Below are 18,366 nucleotides of genomic sequence, written 5' to 3'. Positions count from 1 at the left end.
GTATTGGGCGTGTATGTTCGATGGCCTTCTTTGCCCATTATTACTTGTCTCTTCGTGGTCTTGTGCCTGCGAACTCACACGCCTTCCTTCTCTCCCCGTTTTCTCACCACAGCCTTCTCCTGTAGAGGTTGGCTCCTCTTCACGAGCATCACATTGATGACTCCGCTGGCAAATTTTGTAATGTTGTCCAGATAATCCCCACCGAGGCAACTTCTATGCCGGTAGGGACCCGGTTTACCGCGTCCAAAGGCGATTGATCGCCTGTGGGCGTAACCCGAAGCGCTCCCTTGCGTCATATCGCGTATCAGGTTGCATCTCCCCTGTCCAAAAAAACGGCTTACGCCGAACGCCATTTATGGCGTTCGGACGCGCTAGCCTCCCGATTCATCGTGGAGGTTCCTACTGAACTTGGAGAACTGGCTTGCACAATGGATGGCCTTCCAAGCTCGGCAACTTGCCCAGACAAAATTTACCAGCGGACCCGTAAACTTAGCGTTTATATTTGGCTGTATGTCAGGCACAGCCCCATAGTAGTCGCGTACGCCAGTAGCGAACTCTCAAGCGTTATAGCGTGTAGCAAGTTTGGCGATCTCATGCTTGAGTATTTCGTAGCGCACGCTCTCGCTGGGGCCTGCAATGGGCAGGGCCAGTTGCACCTGGTGAATGCTGCGATCTGGTGCCAGGATCAGGCCACGGCCAGGAATGGGGTCCGGCAGGATGGGGGGACGCCCAAAAAGGTCTAAGCGCTGGATCTCATTGAGGTACAGTCCGATGCTGGTGCCAAATTTTCCCATCAGCTCTGACGAGAGGAAGCGGTACCCTACCTCGGCGCTACTGACCACCAGGTACATTCCCATGGTGCGGGCCTCGGCCATCGCTAGAGCAAGCTTCTTCAGCGTTATGGTGGCGTTGAAGCGCTCGGCAAAGCTATGATAGTGGCAGATAATGAGTAGTACCTGGGGAATAACATGCCCCTGCGCCCAGAGCTGACCCAGGCTGTTCTCTGTCCAACGCTGCTCAGGGAATGCCTCGCGCCGTTTGGCCAGCAGACCATGCATGTTTCGCGCGAACTCCTCCAGCTTCTCGTCGCTGCTACCATCAGTCCAGAGCTGATGCCCTTCGTCATCAAGGAGATGGGGCAGTTCGCGAAAGACATCCAGTTCATAGTGTGGGTCGATGATGGCGCAGCGCAATTGGTTGGGGCCATAGTACGTGGTGAGCCAGAGCAGGATGCTTTGCAGTGCCGTACTCTTGCCACTATGCTGCGCGCCTGCAATCAAAAGCGGGCCGCCGCTCAAAGCTCCCGCTGAACCATGCAGATCGACGATAAGCGTCTCCTGCTTCTGCTGCTCAGGCTTGTCTACAAGGCCCAGGGGAAGCTGCATTGTTGGTTTGAGACGTTCTCGCTCATGTTTGGCAAGAAACTCGGCGATACTTCCGCGCACAAGCGATACGCGCCCAGGACGGGAGCCTGCTAGCTGTTCATGCTCGCCCCCGGGACGAAAAAGAATCAATGGATCGGGATCAAGGGGCTGGCTGGGCATTGGCAGCGGCTCCGGCCAGTAGTAAATGCCAGCCTTGCGCGCATCCTCGCGCGAGTAGGTTTCGGTAATGCGCCCAACCAGAACCTCGGCAACCGTCTGTGCATTCTGAAATGTTTGTAAATGGGGGGTGCTCATCTTTCTCTCTTTCTATTGTGGTGTAGGGTGCACGCTGACAGCCAGCGGCTGTCAGCGTGCACCCTACACACAAAATTACTTTTCTGCTGCTAGCTGGGCGATCAGGACGTCGTTGGTGGGATCGACTGGGGTCTCGATCCCATTGGGTTTGACATAGAGCTGGTCGAGGGTGACAGGGATCGAGACGCGGGCCGCCTGGAAGAGATCAAGCTGGTTGTCTCCATGCAGGAGATAGCCTCTCCCTGGAATGCTAGCGGGCAGGTAGGCGGCATCGACGCGACGCAGGATCTCCCGACTATCCTCCGGCGAGGCGCAGCGCAGGCAAAGTCTGTACTGGACATAGTCTCGGACGCGCGTGGCGATAATGCCCTCGGGTCGCTGTGATGCCAGGAGCAGGTGCATGCCAATCTCGCGCCCAACGCGTGTGATCGTGAAGAGCTCATCTAGAACAGAATCGGTCTGCTTGGCCATCTCGGCAAACTCGTCAATGATGATGATGATGCGCGGCGATTTCTTGCCTTCTTTCATGCGGATCTCACGACGCGTGGCCTCGGCTCGTAACATCGTAATAAAGCGTTGGATGAGCGCGGGCGAGGAGACGTTGGAGAGAAAGCCGATGGTATGCGGCAAATGGCGGAAAGGCTCCAGCGCCAGCCCCGCTTTGTAGTCGATCAGCAGAAAATTGACCTCATTGGGGCGATAGATGATGGAGAGCGCCATGATAATGGTCTGGAGCAGTTCGCTCTTGCCTGAACCAGTCTGTCCGATGAGCAGGCCATGAGGGCCATCCTTGAGCAGATCCAGGTATTGAATCTCATCACCTATCTTCGTTCCAATGGGAATACGCATCATGGGCATCTCTTTGCCCTTCGCGTCGCGCCCACGGAACATAGGATCGCTCCAGTAGGCGAAGGGGTCATAGTAGAGCAGGTCAAGTGGTGGCTCGAAGAGCGTACGCAGATCGACCTGCGTGCGCAACTCCAGGCGTTTAGTGCGGTTGACATGCAGCGGGAACATACGCTGTGAGAAGTAGCTCAACGCCTGCAAGGGCACACCGTCTACCTCGTCGCACGTAATAGCGGGCGGCGGATTGGGACAGAGCTGGCGCACCTGCGCCTGGAGTGTATAACTCTCCTTTCCTGCCTGCTTATCATCCTGAATGTGTGTGATATCCACCAGCAGGTTGCTGTTCATAGGGACATCCGCCTTGTGTGCGCAGAGACAGAGCACTGAGACCCCCAGAGTTGTAGGTCCGCTGAGTGCCAGCGTCATCTCGGGGCGCTTGAGGGGAGAGACGGAGAGCTGAGGTCGGTGCTCAAGCGAGCCAGTGCGCTGAATAGAGTTATGGGGCGGGACCACGGGCTGCGGAGCCGAGGGTTGATCTAGATCCTGCCAGAGATCGAAGTGGTCAACGACGATTACCAGGTGAGGTAAGAGGTGTTGCCCTTCCTCCCGGCGTGTATCGCCAAGCAGGAGTTCGCGCCGCCCCAACTCCCGCGAGATTAAGGGCAAATACTCAAGGATTGCCCCCGCGCCAATGGCGACGGCATGTCTCTGACTACTCTCGTCCACAACCTCTTCTGCCTGGCGTGGATCATATAGTACCGTATGCGGCAGTGCCGTTGCCCAGCGCCAGGCCTGCTCCTGTGAGCGTGGGGTCAGGATGATGATGCGCACCTCTTCAGGTGAATGGTGATAGACAAGCTGGCAGACCATGGCCTGTAGCAACTCACGCGCCGCCTCAAGCCTGTCGCGTGTCCCCACTAGCGCGATAGGCCCTGGTTCGTTGAGTTTGACTGTGATGGGGACCTTTAACGTGCTATGCCTCTCCTGTGAGGCCTGGACACGCGCCAGAGAGGCCTCCAGGCTCGGCTGGTCGGGGAAGGTGTTTGCAGTGGGAGGAGCCTGAATTTCATACGTAGCTGGCTGGCTGCCCATGCCAATGCGCACAGTGAGGAAATCTGGATCATCTGGCTTGCGCGCCCAGAGCTGAGTATCCTGTTCATCGAAGCCGCGCTCTATCAAGGGCACGATGCTCAGGCCCTGATAGAGTTGTTGCTCAGGCCTGGGGGGAAGAAGTGGCGGATCAAGGTCCAGACGTGCCTGCCGTTCTTTCCAGTGCAAGCTCTGGAGTCTCTGCTCTATCTTCTGTAGCTGTGCCTCATAGCGCTCCATCAATGCCTTACTCTTACGTCTCGTGCTGAAGTGTTGTACCAGGAAATTTGTCACTGTCCCCAGCGCCATCATGCCCGAAATGGCGATAAATGGCAGCAAAAAGAACTGAGCGCCTCCCCCAATTTTGAAGGTACTAAAGATAAGCACATAGAGTCCCATGCCCAGTAGATTAAAAAGCACAAAAGAAAGTGTCCCCACCTGTGGCCCCTGTGGGAGCTGTGGCGCGCTAGGTAACAGAACCTTATCCTGGGGAATCTCCGGCCAGATGCGGGCCTTGCGCGAGATCACATGACTGGCAGGCTTAGACGTAGCTTGTTGGTGAGACACTGACCCCTCCCTCTCAACGTAAACCGGATTTACTTGTTTGCATATCTTTCTACTCTTATGTTATGGTAACAAAGCTTCTATATTATTGCAAATTTCTAGGACGTTCTTATAAACCTTTGTGTCTACAGCGTTTCAGCGATTCATTTCAGCCACGCGAGGCGCCTTCCCAAACCGCTGGGGACCCGCTTTAGCGTATCCGAATGCCATTCATGGCAGTGCGGCGCAAGCCTGGTTTTGTCGTGGGTAGGCAATACAATCAAGAGGAAAAGTATAGGCTGCACCTACAGGCGATTAATCGCCTTTGGACGCGCTAAAGCAGGTCCCTACCAGAGCGGGGCGTTTCTCAATTTCCTAGCAGATGTGGGAATAAATAGCCCACAGAGAAATGTTAAAGTTTGATAGATAAGCACTCAAACTTATTGCTAGATCGCTACTCATTGTAGTATAGTGATAGCGTAAAAAAATCATTTCAGGGTGCGATGGAGGCTGCATATGAAAATAGAGCGCTTTACAGAGAAAGCCCGCGAGGCTATATATGAGGCATCGGAGATTGCGCGTAGCCGCAATCATGCGCAGGTAGAGCCAGAACATTTGCTGAACGCACTCCTGTTGCAAGAGGGCGGGGTTGTACCCCAGGTTATTCAAAAAGCTGGTGGAAGCACGCAGGCCGTTCTGCGCCGTGTCGAGGGCGACCTGGATCGACTCTCACGCGTCTATGGCGGCAGTGATCCTGGCATCTCACCTCGCTTGCACAAAGTCCTGGATGATGCGTGGAGCGAGATGGGGAAATTTAAAGATGAATATATGAGCGTCGAGCACCTGCTCCTGGCGCTCTTCGACAGCGATACCGAGGCGCGCAAAGCCCTGCAATCTGCTGGCTTGAGTCGCGACTCTGTCTTACAGGCTTTGACATCCATTAGAGGTGCGCAGCGTGTGACCGATCAGAATCCCGAGGGGAAATACCAGGCGTTGGAGAAGTATGGGCGTAACCTGACCTCGGCGGCGCGCGAGGGAAAGCTTGATCCCGTCATTGGGCGCGACGAAGAGATCCGGCGCGTAATCCAGGTGCTGAGCCGCCGCACGAAGAATAATCCCGTCTTGATCGGCGAGCCTGGCGTTGGAAAAACAGCCATTGTAGAGGGCCTGGCCCAGCGCATTGTGCGTGGTGATGTTCCCAAGACGCTGGAGAATAAACAGGTCGTGACCCTAGACCTGAGCGCCCTGGTCGCAGGTGCCAAGTTCCGTGGTGAGTTTGAAGAAAGACTCAAAGCGGTCCTGAAGGAGGTCACCAGTGCCCAGGGTGGCATTATCCTCTTTATCGACGAGTTGCATACTCTTGTCGGAGCGGGAGCCGCTGAGGGCGCGATGGATGCCTCAAACATGCTCAAGCCAATGCTGGCGCGTGGTGAGCTGCATTGTATTGGTGCGACCACGCTCGACGAGTATCGCAAACATATTGAGAAGGACGCCGCGCTTGAGCGTCGTTTCCAGCCAGTGCTGGTCGATCCACCCAGTGTTGAGGATACCATCAGTATTCTGCGTGGCCTGAAACCGCGCTACGAGGTCCATCATGGCGTACGCATTCAGGATAGCGCCATTGTGGCCGCGGCCATGCTCTCAAATCGCTATATCACAGACCGTTTCCTGCCTGATAAAGCCATTGACTTGATCGATGAGGCGGCCAGTCATCGTCGTGTGGAGCTGGATAGCACACCAACCGAGATCGATGCCCTGGACCGGCGCATACGCCAGTTACAGGTGGAGCAGGAGGCGCTGAAGAAAGAGACCGATCCCGCCAGCCGTGAGCGCCGCGAGCGTGTTGAGGCGGAGATCGCCAATTTGAATGAGCAACTGCGCTCCTTGAAACTGGCCCTGGAGAGCGAGCGCGCTCCCGTGGATGAGCTGAGGTCACTCAAGAAGCAGCTTGAAGAGGCCCAGGTCCAGTACGAGCAGGCCGAGCGCTCCTATGACTACGAGGGCATGGCGCGCCTGCGCTATGGTACCATCAAAGAGCTTGAGGAACGTATCCAGGCAATGGAGGCAAAGCTTTCGACTGGAGGGTCCTCGCGTATGCTCAAAGAAGAGGTGGATGCCGAGGATGTCGCGAATATCGTCTCGAAATGGACGCATATCCCCGTCTCCAAAATGATGGAGGGCGAGGTACAGAAGCTCCTGCACATGGAGGAGCGTTTGCGTGAGCGTGTTGTGGGCCAGGAGCAGGCACTTGAGGCGGTATCAGATGCCATACGTCGCTCGCGTGCGGGCCTGCAAGACCCCAATCGTCCGCTGGCGAGCTTCCTCTTCCTTGGTCCGACCGGCGTCGGTAAAACCGAGCTGGCGCGTGCCCTGGCCGAGTTCCTCTTTGATGATGAGCAGGCCATGGTGCGTATCGATATGTCAGAGTATATGGAGAAGCACTCAGTCTCGCGCCTGATCGGAGCGCCTCCTGGATATGTGGGCTACGAAGAAGGCGGCCAGCTCACCGAGGCTGTGCGCCGCCACCCCTATAGTGTGATCTTGCTCGACGAGATCGAGAAGGCCGCGCCCGAAGTCTTTAACGTCCTGTTGCAGCTATTGGATGATGGGCGTTTGACGGATGGCCAGGGGCGTACGGTTGACTTCCGTAATACTGTCGTTATCATGACCAGTAATGTCGGCACAGCCTGGTTGCATGAGTATGATGGCATGGACGAGGAAGATGTACAGCGCTCGGTGCGCCAGCGCCTGCGCGAGGAGGGCTTTCGGCCCGAGTTTATCAACCGTATTGACGAGGTCATCATCTTTCACCCCATCAGCAAGGAGCAGGTGCGCAACATCGTCGATATTCAGATCAACCGCTTGCGCCCGCGCCTGGCCGAGCGCCATATCACGCTCCAACTGACCGACGCCGCTAAGGACTACCTGGCCGAGGAAGGCTACGATCCCCACTTCGGCGCCCGCCCACTCAAACGAACGATCCAGAAGGAGGTCGAGAACCGCATCGCGCGCGCTATCCTCGATGGTTCCGTGCGCGACGGCGACACCGTCCAGATCGACGTCCAGAACGGCAAACTAGCCCTACGCTCCATTGCCGTCCAGGCCATCTAATAGGAAAAAATAGGGTAAGTGGTGTGGTGCCGTAGCCGCGTACGCGGCTACGGCACCACACCACTTACCCAGGCGAGCGCCGCAGGTGCGAGAGGTCAAGCCAGGAACGTACACATGGCATTAAAACTAAGAGAGAAAAATATGGCAAGCGAGAATGTGCACTCACAAGAACAGCAGCATGAGCAACTTCTCCAGACACTGAGCGCTATGCTCATTGAGTTCCAGGTGCTATCTGCGAGTGCAGACCTGCAACACATGCCGGATCTGGCGAGCCATCTATGCTCACTCGAGCAGATGACCCGCCAGGCCCTGCACCTGGCGCGCACCTCGAGCGACTACCTGGTCCTGCCCGAGCTAGAAGGGCATACGCTTGGCGAGGCGCTTGAGCAGCTAGTTGATGCTACTGCCGAGCAGCTTGGACTCTCCAGCCGGGTCACCCTGACAGGTGTGGAGGAACACACCCGGAACGCAGACGTCACTCATGCTGAATATCTGCTATTTCTCCTGGCGCAGGAGACGCTGTATCAACTGCGCCAGCATCAAGGAGCGCGGCGCGTGCGCCTGACACTAGCTTATACCCAGGAGGATATCCTCCTGGCGATTGAGGACGATGGTACACTCCCAACGCTAGCCGTGCCCTCGGATCTTCCCACCCCCGATGATCCTCCGCCCTTCTGGTCTGACGCACAAGAGGGAGTAGGAAACTTTTCCGAACATATTTATTGTGACCTGCGTGCCCGCTTTGAGGCGATGGGAGGTACCTTGACGAGTGAGGCGCTTACGCAAGGAACGCGCGTGCAGGCGCGCCTCCCCTATCAGCATGAACGAGCGCAAGCAGTAGTGCCTGCGGAACTCGCGCCCCCTATTTCTGTCTCGGCACCATCTCAGCCTGAAGCGCGCCTCAGTTTGCTCATAGTCGATGCGCAACCAGTCGTACGTGCGGGCCTGCATCACCTGCTGGAAAGCTACGCGGACCTGTGGGTGGTGGGTGAGGCTGGAGATGGGGTGCAGGCCGTGAGCGAGACATTAGAATTGGGACCCCAGGTCGTCTTGCTCGACGCTCAACTCCCTGAAGGTCAGAGCCTGGAGGCCCTGCGCCAGATCAAGCAATTGAACCTCAACACGCGTGTCCTGATGCTTTCAACGCAAGAGCGGGAAGATTACCTGTATGAAACCTTGCGTGCCGGAGCCGATGGTTATCTCTTAAAAGATGTCTCATCTGAGGAGCTGGCTGAGGCGCTGCGCATAGTGGCGCGTGGAGAGGTCCTGGTGCAGCCACAGCTTGCTGGCCGCCTCCTCTCGCGTGTGGGGCGTGAGCGTGAACGGGGAGCGCGTAGCGAGGCGCTTACTACGCGTGAGTTGGAGGTGTTGCGCCTCCTGGCACGTGGTTTGCGTAATAAAGAGATCGCGGCCCGCCTCTATGTCAGCGAGCGTACCGTCAACTTTCACCTGGCGAATATCTATCAGAAGATGAATGTCTCAGGCCGGACTGAGGCCTTGAGCAAAGCCCTGGCTCAAGGCCTCGTAGAGGCGCGATAATTACTCAATATTATATGTTGCCAGCGCGCCAGTTATCGACGGCGTGCTTCACTGAAGCGATATAGGCCGCCTCGTTGTTGTTATCCGCGCTGGGGGCATACTTGGGAATAATAGTATCGATGGTACTGCGTCCCCACTGGGCGACGTAGAGGTTGCGCATAAGTGCGTACCATGAGCGAAAGCCATCTTCCCAGCCATTAAACTTGGCATAGCCGCCACGATCCTGGTCAATGCACTCATGGTCCGGGATACAGCGCAGATTGCCCAGCGACATCGTAGTGCGAGCCTCGCCATTTTTTCCAAAGGTGCTCTCATGCTGGAAAAAGGCCAGGCCAAAGACCGGATCAATGCCATATTGCACACCCAGGTCATACATGGCTTGCCCCTTGCCTGCCGCCGGAGAGCCAGCGTTAGCCAGCACCTTATTAATAAAGTCGGCGGTAACCGTGGGCTTGCCCAGGATCGAGTAGGGCCCTGTTGGGACCGGCACCTTAGGGGGCGCGGGTTTGGGGGACTCCCAGGTCCCGGCCTTATCGGCGCCAACCTGGATATTGTAGACCTGTCCTCCCCAGTTAGGCAGGAGCACAGGCGCACCCGGTCGCTGCGCGATAGCGGCCCATAGCAGGAGAGCCAGGAAGACAACGCCAATGAGTGAACTATAGACGAGTGGATTGAGCCAGCGGCGATGCCGGTGTAATGGATGCGGCGCGTAATCGTCGATGACCTGGTAGCGACGTTTGGATGCGGGCCTATGCGTAGTACTCCTATTTGGCTGTAATGGGCGCGCCGAACGTAGCGCTGGTGTGGCTGCCCGCCTGAACTCACTCGTCTGACGCCGTGCCTCCGCTGTCGTTCGCCTGATTGCCGTAGTAGTCGTAGGAGTAGGGCGTGTACGCGGCGGAAGCGATTCCGTCAGAATATCTTCATCATCAAAGGGATGCTGTTGTACGGCTGGCAATTGTCGAGTAGCTCGAGCGGGTATGGGTGAAGTCGTGTCGACTGGCTGGCGTGGTGAGCGCTTCCTGGCGTAGTTACCACTCGCCATGAATAACCTCCTTATAAGGCCTTTGAACTAGTGTTCTATTGTAGCATAGTGCTCAAATCCGCACAAGTCTACTACCTATACGTTCCACTTGCGACGAAAGCGGGCCTAGATACAGGTCTACCATTTTCTCACTGGCGCTATAACCGCAGCCTTCATGATAAACCTCTAGTTAGAAACTATCATATCACCTTTAAAACATCTAAACTAGTAAGAGTTAAGTCCTGTTTTTCGAACTACATTAGAATTTGCTTAGAATATTAAAGTACTGGGTATGCTAGAGCGGGCCAGGCATCCGCCTGGCCCGCTCTAGCATACCCAGTACTTAGGGATAGGATATCAGAGGCGATATGTCGAACCATCATATGTAGACGCGTACACAAGTAGCGTTGGCACGTAGCCTATAGGTTGGGGTAAGATACGAAAATGTTCCTTTTTCGTATCCCTCTCGATATATATTAGAGAGAGAGGCTATTTACCAGGCTTGAGAGCCAGCAGGAACCATTCTGCCTCAACCGCTGAGACTAGCTCAGCAGCCTTCACACCCCTGGCGGGTAAGGGTATGTGGATGCAGGCGCGAAGGGTCAGGGAGGTATTCATAGGTGATTATATGGCGTTTGTAGAGTATTATATAAAGAAGATAGCAAAAACTCTGCCAGCTTATAGTCCTATGCCGTCATCATGCTAGGGGAAACGAACGTTGTAAGAGAGTGTATGTAACTCGTTAATCCAGATAAAAAATAGTGGAGCGACGCAAGCAAAAGTTGCGAGTAGTAAATAGTACTTTATTCTATTTTCTGAAAGGGGCGTCTGTCCTGTGAATTTTGTATATGCAAATCTGAGCACCTCCCTGGCCACTACCCAGCCTGGCTGGCTCACAACACTGCAAAACCTGGTCGGGCCTATGGTCGCTTGTATGGTGGCCTTCCTGGTAGTATTCTGGCTGAGCACCGTTATTTGGACGTTTCGCGACATTCGCGCGCGCACGCAAGATTTCCTCCTGCAGATTATCTCTACCGTCGCTGTCGCCATCTTTCCGATTGCGGGCGTTTTTGTGTATATGATTCTGCGTCCCCGCCAGACCCTGGCCGAGATCTATGAGCGCCAATTGGAAGAAGAGTCGCTCTTGGCTGAAATGACCGAGCGTCAGACGTGCAGCAATTGCCATGCACGCATCGAGTCGGATTTCCAGGCCTGCCCCTCCTGTGGCCAGAAGCTCAAGCGCTCCTGCCCCAAGTGCGAGCGCTTGCTGGAACTGCGCTGGACCTTCTGCCCGTACTGCACAACCAATCTGGCAGGCGCGCCTATGCCGAGTATGCCAGGTATGGCTAATATGCCGGGCGTTCCCAACTCAAACATTCCTATGGGAGGACCAATTCCCGGGAATCGTTTCTAGCCAAACTATGCGAGATGAAGTGTGTCCCCTGATGGCCCAGGTCACCAGGGGACACACTTCATCTCTTCCCTTTTCTTTCCCCCTGCGGTTGTCCGTTCAACCCACTTCTCTGCTTTGTTTATCAAGCAAAATGTGCTATAATGATGTGGCACACAGTGGCTTTCATTGCCACTTTTTCTATGCTCAAGCAGAATACTTACATATACTACTTCTCCGAAACCCTGAGCGCGAAGCGCTAGTCACGAGAGTGACGTTGGGTTTCGGAATAAGAACACAGAGAAATACTAGCCTTCCACAGTTGTCTGTCGCTCATCCTGGAACGTGCATAGCACGTGTCATGTATAAGGCGAACGCCAGGCGAAACCTGAAGACGTCCAACCAGCAGGCATTGGGGCTAGCTTCTACATCTATAACTCGCCCCCTGTTCCTAGCGCTACTACTGTTGTGCCATTGTGGTAGGGGGACCAGCCACGACGATCACTCAAAGAACAGCAATTCGTATCAGACCGCGGCTTGTCCGTTGTTTATCCAGGCGCAACGGCCTCCGCCGCAGTTCCGTGTTTACTGAGCAAAAGGAATGTACAGGTTCTATGGCAAAGACAAGAGAATCAATAATGGCAGAGCACATTTCAGATGAGCAGGAGGCCCTAGCGACTCCTGCCAATACAATCTCTAGCAGTGATGAGGTTGACCTGGGTAGCACCACTCAGAATCATGGCAACAATGGCTATAGCGGCCAGAATATTCAGATTCTCGAAGGCTTAGAAGCTGTACGTGTGCGTCCAGGTATGTATATCGGGGCGACCGATCAGCGTGGCCTCCATCACCTCATCCAGGAGGTGGTCGACAACAGTGTTGACGAGGTTATGGCCGGCTATGCCGATACCATCCAGGTCACCATTCATGCCGATGGCTCGGTCACGATTGAGGATAATGGTCGCGGTATCCCTGTTGAAGAGCATCACCAGCGGCCGGGCATGTCGACGCTTGAAGTCGTGATGACGGTCCTGCATGCCGGTGGTAAATTTGGCGGTGGCGGCTACCAGATCAGTAGTGGTCTACATGGCGTCGGTGTCTCGGTGGTGAACGCGCTCTCAGAGTGGTGCCAGGTCGATGTCAGGCGCGATGGAAAAATCTATCGCCAGCGCTATGAAAAGGGCACGCCTGTTACCAAGCTAGCCGCCGTAGGTAGCTTCGAGGGCACGGGTACCCGGACCTCTTTTCTGCCCGATCTCTCCGTGATGGAGACACGCGACTATAACTTTGATATCCTTGCCCAGCGTTTCCGCGAGATGGCCTACCTCAATCGCGGCATGACCATTGGCATTCGCGATGAGCGCAGCGACCGTGAAGCAACCTTCTACTTCGAGGGTGGCCTGGTCTCCTTCGTTCGCTACCTTAACAAGAATCGCAACACGCTTCAGGCACGCCCCGCGAGCGCCAGCCGCGAGGTTGATAAAGTCAAAGTCGATATTGCCCTGCAATATAATGATAGCTGGTCAACCACCGAGTTCTCGTTTGCCAATGGCATCAACACCGTAGACGGTGGCATGCATATCACTGGTTTTCGTAGCGCCCTCACGCGCTCTCTCAATGACTATGCCCGCAAGGCTGGTCTGCTCAAAGAGAAGGATCCCAATCTAACTGGCGACGACGTACGCCAGGGCCTGGCCGTAGTAGTCAGCGTGAAGATCCCTAATCCACAGTTCGAGGCCCAGACCAAGAGCAAGCTAAACAACGCCGAGGTCCGCCCTATCGTCGAAAACATCACCGCGGATATGCTCAACCGCTACCTGGAGGAGACCCCCAGCGAGGCCAAGACCATCATCAGCAAGTGTCTGACCTCCGCCAAGGCACGTGAGGCCGCCCGAGCCGCACGTGACCTCGTCCAGCGCAAAAACGTGCTCGATACCACGCTCCCTGGCAAGCTGGCCGACTGTAGCGAGCGGCGCGCAGACCGCTGTGAGCTGTACCTAGTCGAGGGTGATTCCGCTGGTGGCTCGGCAAAACAAGGGCGTGATCGCCACTTCCAGGCCATCCTCCCCCTCCGCGGTAAGATCCTTAACGTCGAGCGTGTCACGCTGGACAAGATCCTGCACAACGAAGAGGTCAAAAACATCATTACCGCCGTGGGCGTGGGCATTGGTGAGCAGTTCAATCTCTCCCGCCTGCGCTATGGCCGCGTCGTTATTATGTGCGACGCTGACGTTGACGGCGCGCACATTCGCACCCTCCTGCTGACCTTCTTCTACCGCTACATGCCCGAACTGATCGGTGGAGGCCACCTCTATATCGCGCAACCACCTCTCTACCACGTCAAGTTTGGTAAGCAGATTCACTTTGTCTACACCGAAGAAGAGCGCGATGCTCTGATCACCGAATATAAGGCCACGCACAACGGCAAGGAACCCGAGGTCGGCCGCTACAAAGGCCTGGGTGAGATGAACCCGGAGACCCTCTGGGAGACCACCATGGACCCTGAGCGCCGTACCATCCTCAAAGTCTCCGTCGATGAGGCCGTCGAGGCCGACAAGGTCTTCAGCATGCTCATGGGTGACGAGGTCGCACCTCGCCGCCGCTTCATCGAGAGCCACGCCCGCAACGCCAACCTGGACATCTAAGAGAGAAATAACAAGCGAGAGAGGCCTACAGCAATGCATTGCTGTAGGCCTCTCTCGCTTTTCTACCTACAACTACGGCAGCGGGGGGCGCTCGGCGCTTGTGGGCAGCGTCAGGCGCTCGCGGTACTCGGTGCTTTGCATCATATCGCCGCTCTGTCCCTCGTCATCCTGCCGCCACCACCAGAGGCGCTGGCAGACCTCGCGTTGCCCGTCGTCTCCGGGCGTGAAGTAGATCTCGCCAATATTGTTATAGCCAACGATAAGCGTGCCCGCCTTCCACTTATTGAGCCAGTTGCGGCCCTTGAGAAGCGTCGTGACAAGGGCGTTGCGGCGCTTGCTCAACGCTTGCTCCAGGTCTGCACTTTTATCCAGAATTTCGTGAGTAACGGCATGGGTAGGCCGGTCGAGCAGCCAGCGCCCACTCAAGGGCTGGCGCTCTGTCTTTTGATGCAGGCGCGCAGTCCTCTGCCGTATTCTCCTGAGCGCGCTTTCTAGTAACCAGGTCATGCCCAGGGCCAGGCGCTGTGGACGCTGTAGCAGGCGGTTAAAGTGCAGGAATACGCCCCGTTTCCGCTGCCTTGTCTCAGGCGCCCGCGTGTTTTGCAGGTAACGAATGCGATAGACGCGATCCGGCGGGATCTGTTTAAAGGTGCCTGGCAGCCAGCCCCTGGAGGGCAACACTATCTCCCGCTGGGACCTGTGGGTTGCTATAAGCCTTGGCAGGGACCACCAGAAGCGGAAGATATGCTGGCTAATGTTTCTCACCACAGTCTGGAAAATGAGGTTGCTGTCCGGCTTGAGATCCCAGGCCAGGAAACTGACATAGGGATCTCGCCCACGACTTTGCAGGCGCAAGAGGCGTGGATAGCCAAGCGCCAGGGCGGCCATATGTTCGCCAGCGCCCTCGTTGCAGAGTGGGCTAGCGGTAAAGTTAATCAGCCTGGCCGTCTCGCCTGTGTGCATATCCCAGTATTCCATGCTGGACCCAAAGGCATAATGTACATCTCCAGCCAGAATCACGGCACGTTTAAGGCCGCTTACGGCCCGCAAAAATTGTTGAAATGCCCCCCATTCTAGCCCCCAGGCCTCGCAGTCCATGGAATAATTGTCGTGGGCACGCAACTGGTTCCAGAATTGAACATTTTCGATGAAGTCGATGCCCAGTACCGGGGCCGCTGAAATGATTATGTTGACCTGCGCCTCGGGCTGTACAGCTGTGACAATTTGTTCCTGCAAGGCCTGGGGTGAGAGCAGGCCCGGAAAAGCTTTGGGGCTATCGTAGTGACGCTGTGTGCGCGTATCCATGACGATGACCTGGTGGCTGGGGGCTTCGTAGGTGTAGTGCCAGTGCAAAGCCCGTTTAGAGCGTTCTAGCTCGCCCGGCCCATTGTAGGACAGGGGCATACCGATGAGCTCATCAATCAAGCGTTGCTCTGTCCCCTCTTGTCCCTGCCAGCTATCGAGCGTTGAGAGCAGGAGCTGCCCAGAGCTGTCTGCAAACTGTTCAGGTGTGTTGCCCCAGGCCTGAAAGAGGGTATAGGCCAGCAGACCATTGCGCACTATATGCCTGCCTGCCTGACTATTCAGGACATTCTGGCACCATGCCCCATCAAGAAACCAGTCGTCCGTCACATCGTGATCGTCACAGATCATGTAGGTCGCGATATTGGCCAGGGCGCGCCGCACATGTGGCAGTTGCGCGCGAAAGCGTTCGAGCTGGGCATTCCATTCCATGAAGTGTTGTGCATCACGGTCTTGCTGGGTCAGGATGGCAGGCCGGCTGGCTGGATAACGTTGCCAGAGCTCCTCAGTCCCCGGAAGTGTCTCGGGCCAGAGCTGATCGGACCAGGACATCAGGTACATTGAGGCGTATTCGGCGAAGGAGAGCAGGTGGCTATCTGGCGTCTTGGAGGTGAAGCGCGCCTGCTGATGGATAATGTCGCGCCGCATGCCGGGAGCAAAATTAGACGCGGGCTGGCGTACACCTGGCAGTATCTCCAGGCGCTGGTCGCTAAAGAGCGCCTCACCAGCATCCATCAGTGCGAAGAGTAGCGGCGGCGCGACGTCGTCCGCGTAGACCTGGTCGCCCGTGAGATAGAGCTGTTGGGGGCGATTAACATGCTCATGATCTCCCGCTAGGGTGGACTTTTCGATGAGCAGATCAAGCGCCGAGAGCATCTCTCGCCCTGAGCCATGCGCCTTGCGACAGGAGCCGTGGAAAAAGCGCACCTGCTCTAGCTTGCTCGCGGGAAGCAGGAAGCTTGGCAGGGGATGCCCAGGGTAGATCAGCGATGCCAGCGGATCATCGGCCTGCTCTGCTGACCGTAAGATACCTGGTGTGTAGAGCTCCTCGCGTTCCGCCTCCTGGTGGGCCTGAAAAGAGAGGTTATAGTAGTAGAGTTCGCCCCAGTCGAGCGGTTCTACACTTGCCGAGATCTGCGCCGTGACCGCGACCAGGTGTAGATTATCCCCCAGACGAACAGTCTTGCGCTTGCCCTGGAAGCGCTCCCGTAATGCTCCACTGGCCTCAGCCTCTAAGATATGGAGCGTGACCAGGCGTTCGGCTTTAAGCGCCAACCAGACAGTGACCGAGCCTGGTTCCGTCCGTCGTAAGATGGGTCCCGCCAGAATCAAGGGTAACTCGTCAATGCGCTCGGTCAGTGGTGTCCAGGACATAAGCGAATTTCTCTTCTCCTATCTAATTTTCGGTTCTTTAAAGAGAAACGTTACAGTGCGCTATTATTTTCTGACGCTGGGGGCGTGGTAGAGCATCTCGCCCGCGTGGCGGACCAGCAGTAGCCCCTCGTCTTCTCGCCCGGCCCAGTCCTCGGGATTGATCTCGCGATAATCGCGATAGCCCAGGTTGACCTTGCGGCAGCGCTCCTCGGGGATGGCGGTCGCCAGCGTGACCTGGATGCGCGGTCGCTCGATGCCTGTGGCGCTATCGTAGGTTCCCGTTCCCTTCACGTGGGTGCTATGAGCCAGAATTGAGCCAGGCACCTGCTTGAAGCGCTCCCATTGCTTGAGGAAGTACTCCTGCACATGATAGCCAACCTCGTCGATAAGCGCGCCATGCGTATAAGAGATCTCGCTGATATGTGGTGCGTAGATAATGACCTCGCCCCCGTCTGCGATGGCTGGCTCCGTCTTATACATAGCCTTGGCCGCGGTCCACAAATCGTCATAGCGCGTCGATGGTAGCGAGAGCACCTGTTTAAAGGGTCGCTCAACTTTTATTACGTTCAAGCGCGCCGAAAGGTCGGCAGCATCATTGTAGGCATCGATATAGTTGCCTGCGTAGAGTCCATGCAGGGTCTCGCCCTGCATCACCAGGGCCAGGCAGAGGATGGGGCGCTCTACAAAGGCTGCGGCGCGATGGATAACCCGGCGCACCAGCGTATCCTTCGTGCCAATGGTAAGCATACTGGTCAGGCGTGCGCCCAGCCAGTGCGTGAAGTTGATGATATCTGCGCCCGCGATGCCGGGGAAGAGATATTTTGCCCCGCCAGAGAATCCGACGACCTCGTGCGGGAAGACCGGCCCGCAGATCACGATCTGGTCATAGTCGAAGATCATGCCATTGAGGCGTACGGGAACCTCCTCCGAGAGGATACCGTTGGTGAGCACCTGGGCCTCTTCACGTGAGATCACACCAACCGTCTTTAGCACGCCTGCTTTATCCCAGTGATGGTTATAGATCTCGACATTGGGATAGCGCTCCTGGCGCTCTTTCGCATCAACTCCGACCAGTTGCGCTATCGCCTCCTCAGACATCGGCGGGTGCGTCCCCAGGGCGATCAAATAATCCAGGCGCTGTACCCTCTGACCCAGCAGGGCGTATAGCTCACGAAACAGCAAGGGGAGGGGCGCCGTGCGTGTACTGTCAGGAATAATCACCAGGACTCGCTTACCGTCCAGCGAAAGCTCGCCAAAGGCCTGCACCAGGATCTGATGTATCTCTTCCTCACCGAGCGCCTGTTGTGTATAGCCTGTTCCCATACTCATGGTAATATCACCTCTCTGCACTTTTCTCCCATACCGGTTAAATCAACGTATTGTAATCCCCTGCATTGTATCATGTGCTTGCTGCCTGGTCGCTCCCTCTAAACGCGGAGCAAGCACCAGTTTGTAGAGTCCAGGCTAGCTTGGACTCCTCCCGCTGGTGGGTGCTGGAAAACCACCCAGTACTTTTTGTGGGCTGCCAGATGGTTGTGCCGGGTAAAGGCTCTTCAACGATTGGCGGCTTGTTTACACGCTAAATGTCTATGGTATGCTTACAATAGTCTATGTGCATCATTGTATGTTTGGTTTTCGCATGAAAGGCAGGTTGTGATGGCGACGAGGGAAAGCTTGCCTGTCGTAGCTCCAGCCAATGGGGTTCCAGGTCCCCCACAGGGCCAATGGACATATACTGAGTACGCGGCAATACCAGAGGATGGACAGCGGTACAAGGTAGTGAAGGGAGTACTCTATATGGCGCCTTCGCCCGGTTGGGAACAC

The 18,366-nt window shown here is 56.1% G+C and carries 9 protein-coding genes; 4 read left to right on the top strand and 5 right to left on the bottom strand.

The features are described 5' to 3' along the window. Positions 1–557: 557 nt before the first annotated feature. Together JMJ04_RS08120 and JMJ04_RS08115 are read right to left on the bottom strand one after the other, a co-directional pair. The gene (locus tag JMJ04_RS08120; RefSeq protein WP_201370015.1) at positions 558–1,679 is read right to left on the bottom strand and encodes an FtsK/SpoIIIE domain-containing protein; all 1,122 of its coding nucleotides are present in this window, start codon (positions 1,677–1,679) and stop codon (positions 558–560) included. 75 nt (positions 1,680–1,754) lie between these two features. Beyond that, positions 1,755–4,181 (bottom strand): FtsK/SpoIIIE domain-containing protein, encoded by a 2,427-nt coding sequence (locus JMJ04_RS08115; protein ID WP_201370014.1) that lies wholly within the window; start codon positions 4,179–4,181, stop codon positions 1,755–1,757. A 492-nt stretch (positions 4,182–4,673) separates the two neighbouring features. On the opposite strand from JMJ04_RS08115, the gene clpB reads away from it, so the two are divergent. Together clpB and JMJ04_RS08105 are read left to right on the top strand one after the other, a co-directional pair. Further along, a complete protein-coding gene (gene clpB, locus JMJ04_RS08110; RefSeq protein ID WP_201370013.1) occupies positions 4,674–7,268 on the top strand; it encodes an ATP-dependent chaperone ClpB in 2,595 nt (864 codons plus the stop codon). Between the two features lie 141 nt (positions 7,269–7,409). Next, positions 7,410–8,807 (top strand): helix-turn-helix transcriptional regulator, encoded by a 1,398-nt coding sequence (locus JMJ04_RS08105; RefSeq protein WP_201370012.1) that lies wholly within the window; start codon positions 7,410–7,412, stop codon positions 8,805–8,807. 10 nt (positions 8,808–8,817) lie between these two features. Here the strand turns inward: JMJ04_RS08105 and JMJ04_RS08100 are convergent, their stop codons facing one another. After that, positions 8,818–9,852 carry a glucosaminidase domain-containing protein gene (locus JMJ04_RS08100; RefSeq protein WP_201370011.1) on the bottom strand — a complete coding sequence of 345 codons (1,035 nt, stop codon included), beginning with the start codon at positions 9,850–9,852 and terminating at the stop codon, positions 8,818–8,820. An 814-nt stretch (positions 9,853–10,666) separates the two neighbouring features. Between JMJ04_RS08100 and JMJ04_RS08095 the strand changes: the two genes are divergently transcribed. Continuing rightward, entirely contained in the window at positions 10,667–11,245 is a 579-nt protein-coding gene (locus JMJ04_RS08095) for a zinc ribbon domain-containing protein (protein ID WP_201370010.1), read from the top strand. 614 nt (positions 11,246–11,859) lie between these two features. Continuing rightward, the gene (gene gyrB, locus JMJ04_RS08090) at positions 11,860–13,866 is read left to right on the top strand and encodes a DNA topoisomerase (ATP-hydrolyzing) subunit B (RefSeq protein WP_236037960.1); all 2,007 of its coding nucleotides are present in this window, start codon (positions 11,860–11,862) and stop codon (positions 13,864–13,866) included. A 72-nt stretch (positions 13,867–13,938) separates the two neighbouring features. Here the strand turns inward: gyrB and JMJ04_RS08085 are convergent, their stop codons facing one another. Beyond that, complete coding sequence (locus JMJ04_RS08085) at positions 13,939–16,542, bottom strand: metallophosphoesterase family protein (RefSeq protein WP_201370009.1); 2,604 nt, start codon at positions 16,540–16,542, stop codon at positions 13,939–13,941. A gap of 63 nt (positions 16,543–16,605) precedes the next feature. Beyond that, complete coding sequence (locus JMJ04_RS08080) at positions 16,606–17,871, bottom strand: lactate racemase domain-containing protein (RefSeq protein WP_201370008.1); 1,266 nt, start codon at positions 17,869–17,871, stop codon at positions 16,606–16,608. Positions 17,872–18,366: the final 495 nt, after the last annotated feature.

The organism is Ktedonobacter robiniae, assembly GCF_016587375.1.
In the GTDB taxonomy this organism is placed as follows: Bacteria; Chloroflexota; Ktedonobacteria; order Ktedonobacterales; family Ktedonobacteraceae; genus Ktedonobacter; species Ktedonobacter robiniae.
Note: the sequence above shows the minus strand (reverse complement) of the source record. Positions and strands in the feature narration are given on the sequence as shown.

What these genes read in the sequence shown, in the direction of transcription:
- JMJ04_RS08120 (WP_201370015.1), bottom strand. Translation starts at nt 1,679, where the DNA reads ATGAGCACCCCCCATTTACAAACATTTCAGAATGCACAGACGGTTGCC.
- clpB (WP_201370013.1), top strand. Translation starts at nt 4,674, where the DNA reads ATGAAAATAGAGCGCTTTACAGAGAAAGCCCGCGAGGCTATATATGAG.
- JMJ04_RS08105 (WP_201370012.1), top strand. Translation starts at nt 7,410, where the DNA reads ATGGCAAGCGAGAATGTGCACTCACAAGAACAGCAGCATGAGCAACTT.
- JMJ04_RS08100 (WP_201370011.1), bottom strand. Translation starts at nt 9,852, where the DNA reads ATGGCGAGTGGTAACTACGCCAGGAAGCGCTCACCACGCCAGCCAGTC.
- gyrB (WP_236037960.1), top strand. Translation starts at nt 11,860, where the DNA reads ATGGCAGAGCACATTTCAGATGAGCAGGAGGCCCTAGCGACTCCTGCC.
- JMJ04_RS08085 (WP_201370009.1), bottom strand. Translation starts at nt 16,542, where the DNA reads ATGTCCTGGACACCACTGACCGAGCGCATTGACGAGTTACCCTTGATT.
- JMJ04_RS08080 (WP_201370008.1), bottom strand. Translation starts at nt 17,871, where the DNA reads ATGAGTATGGGAACAGGCTATACACAACAGGCGCTCGGTGAGGAAGAG.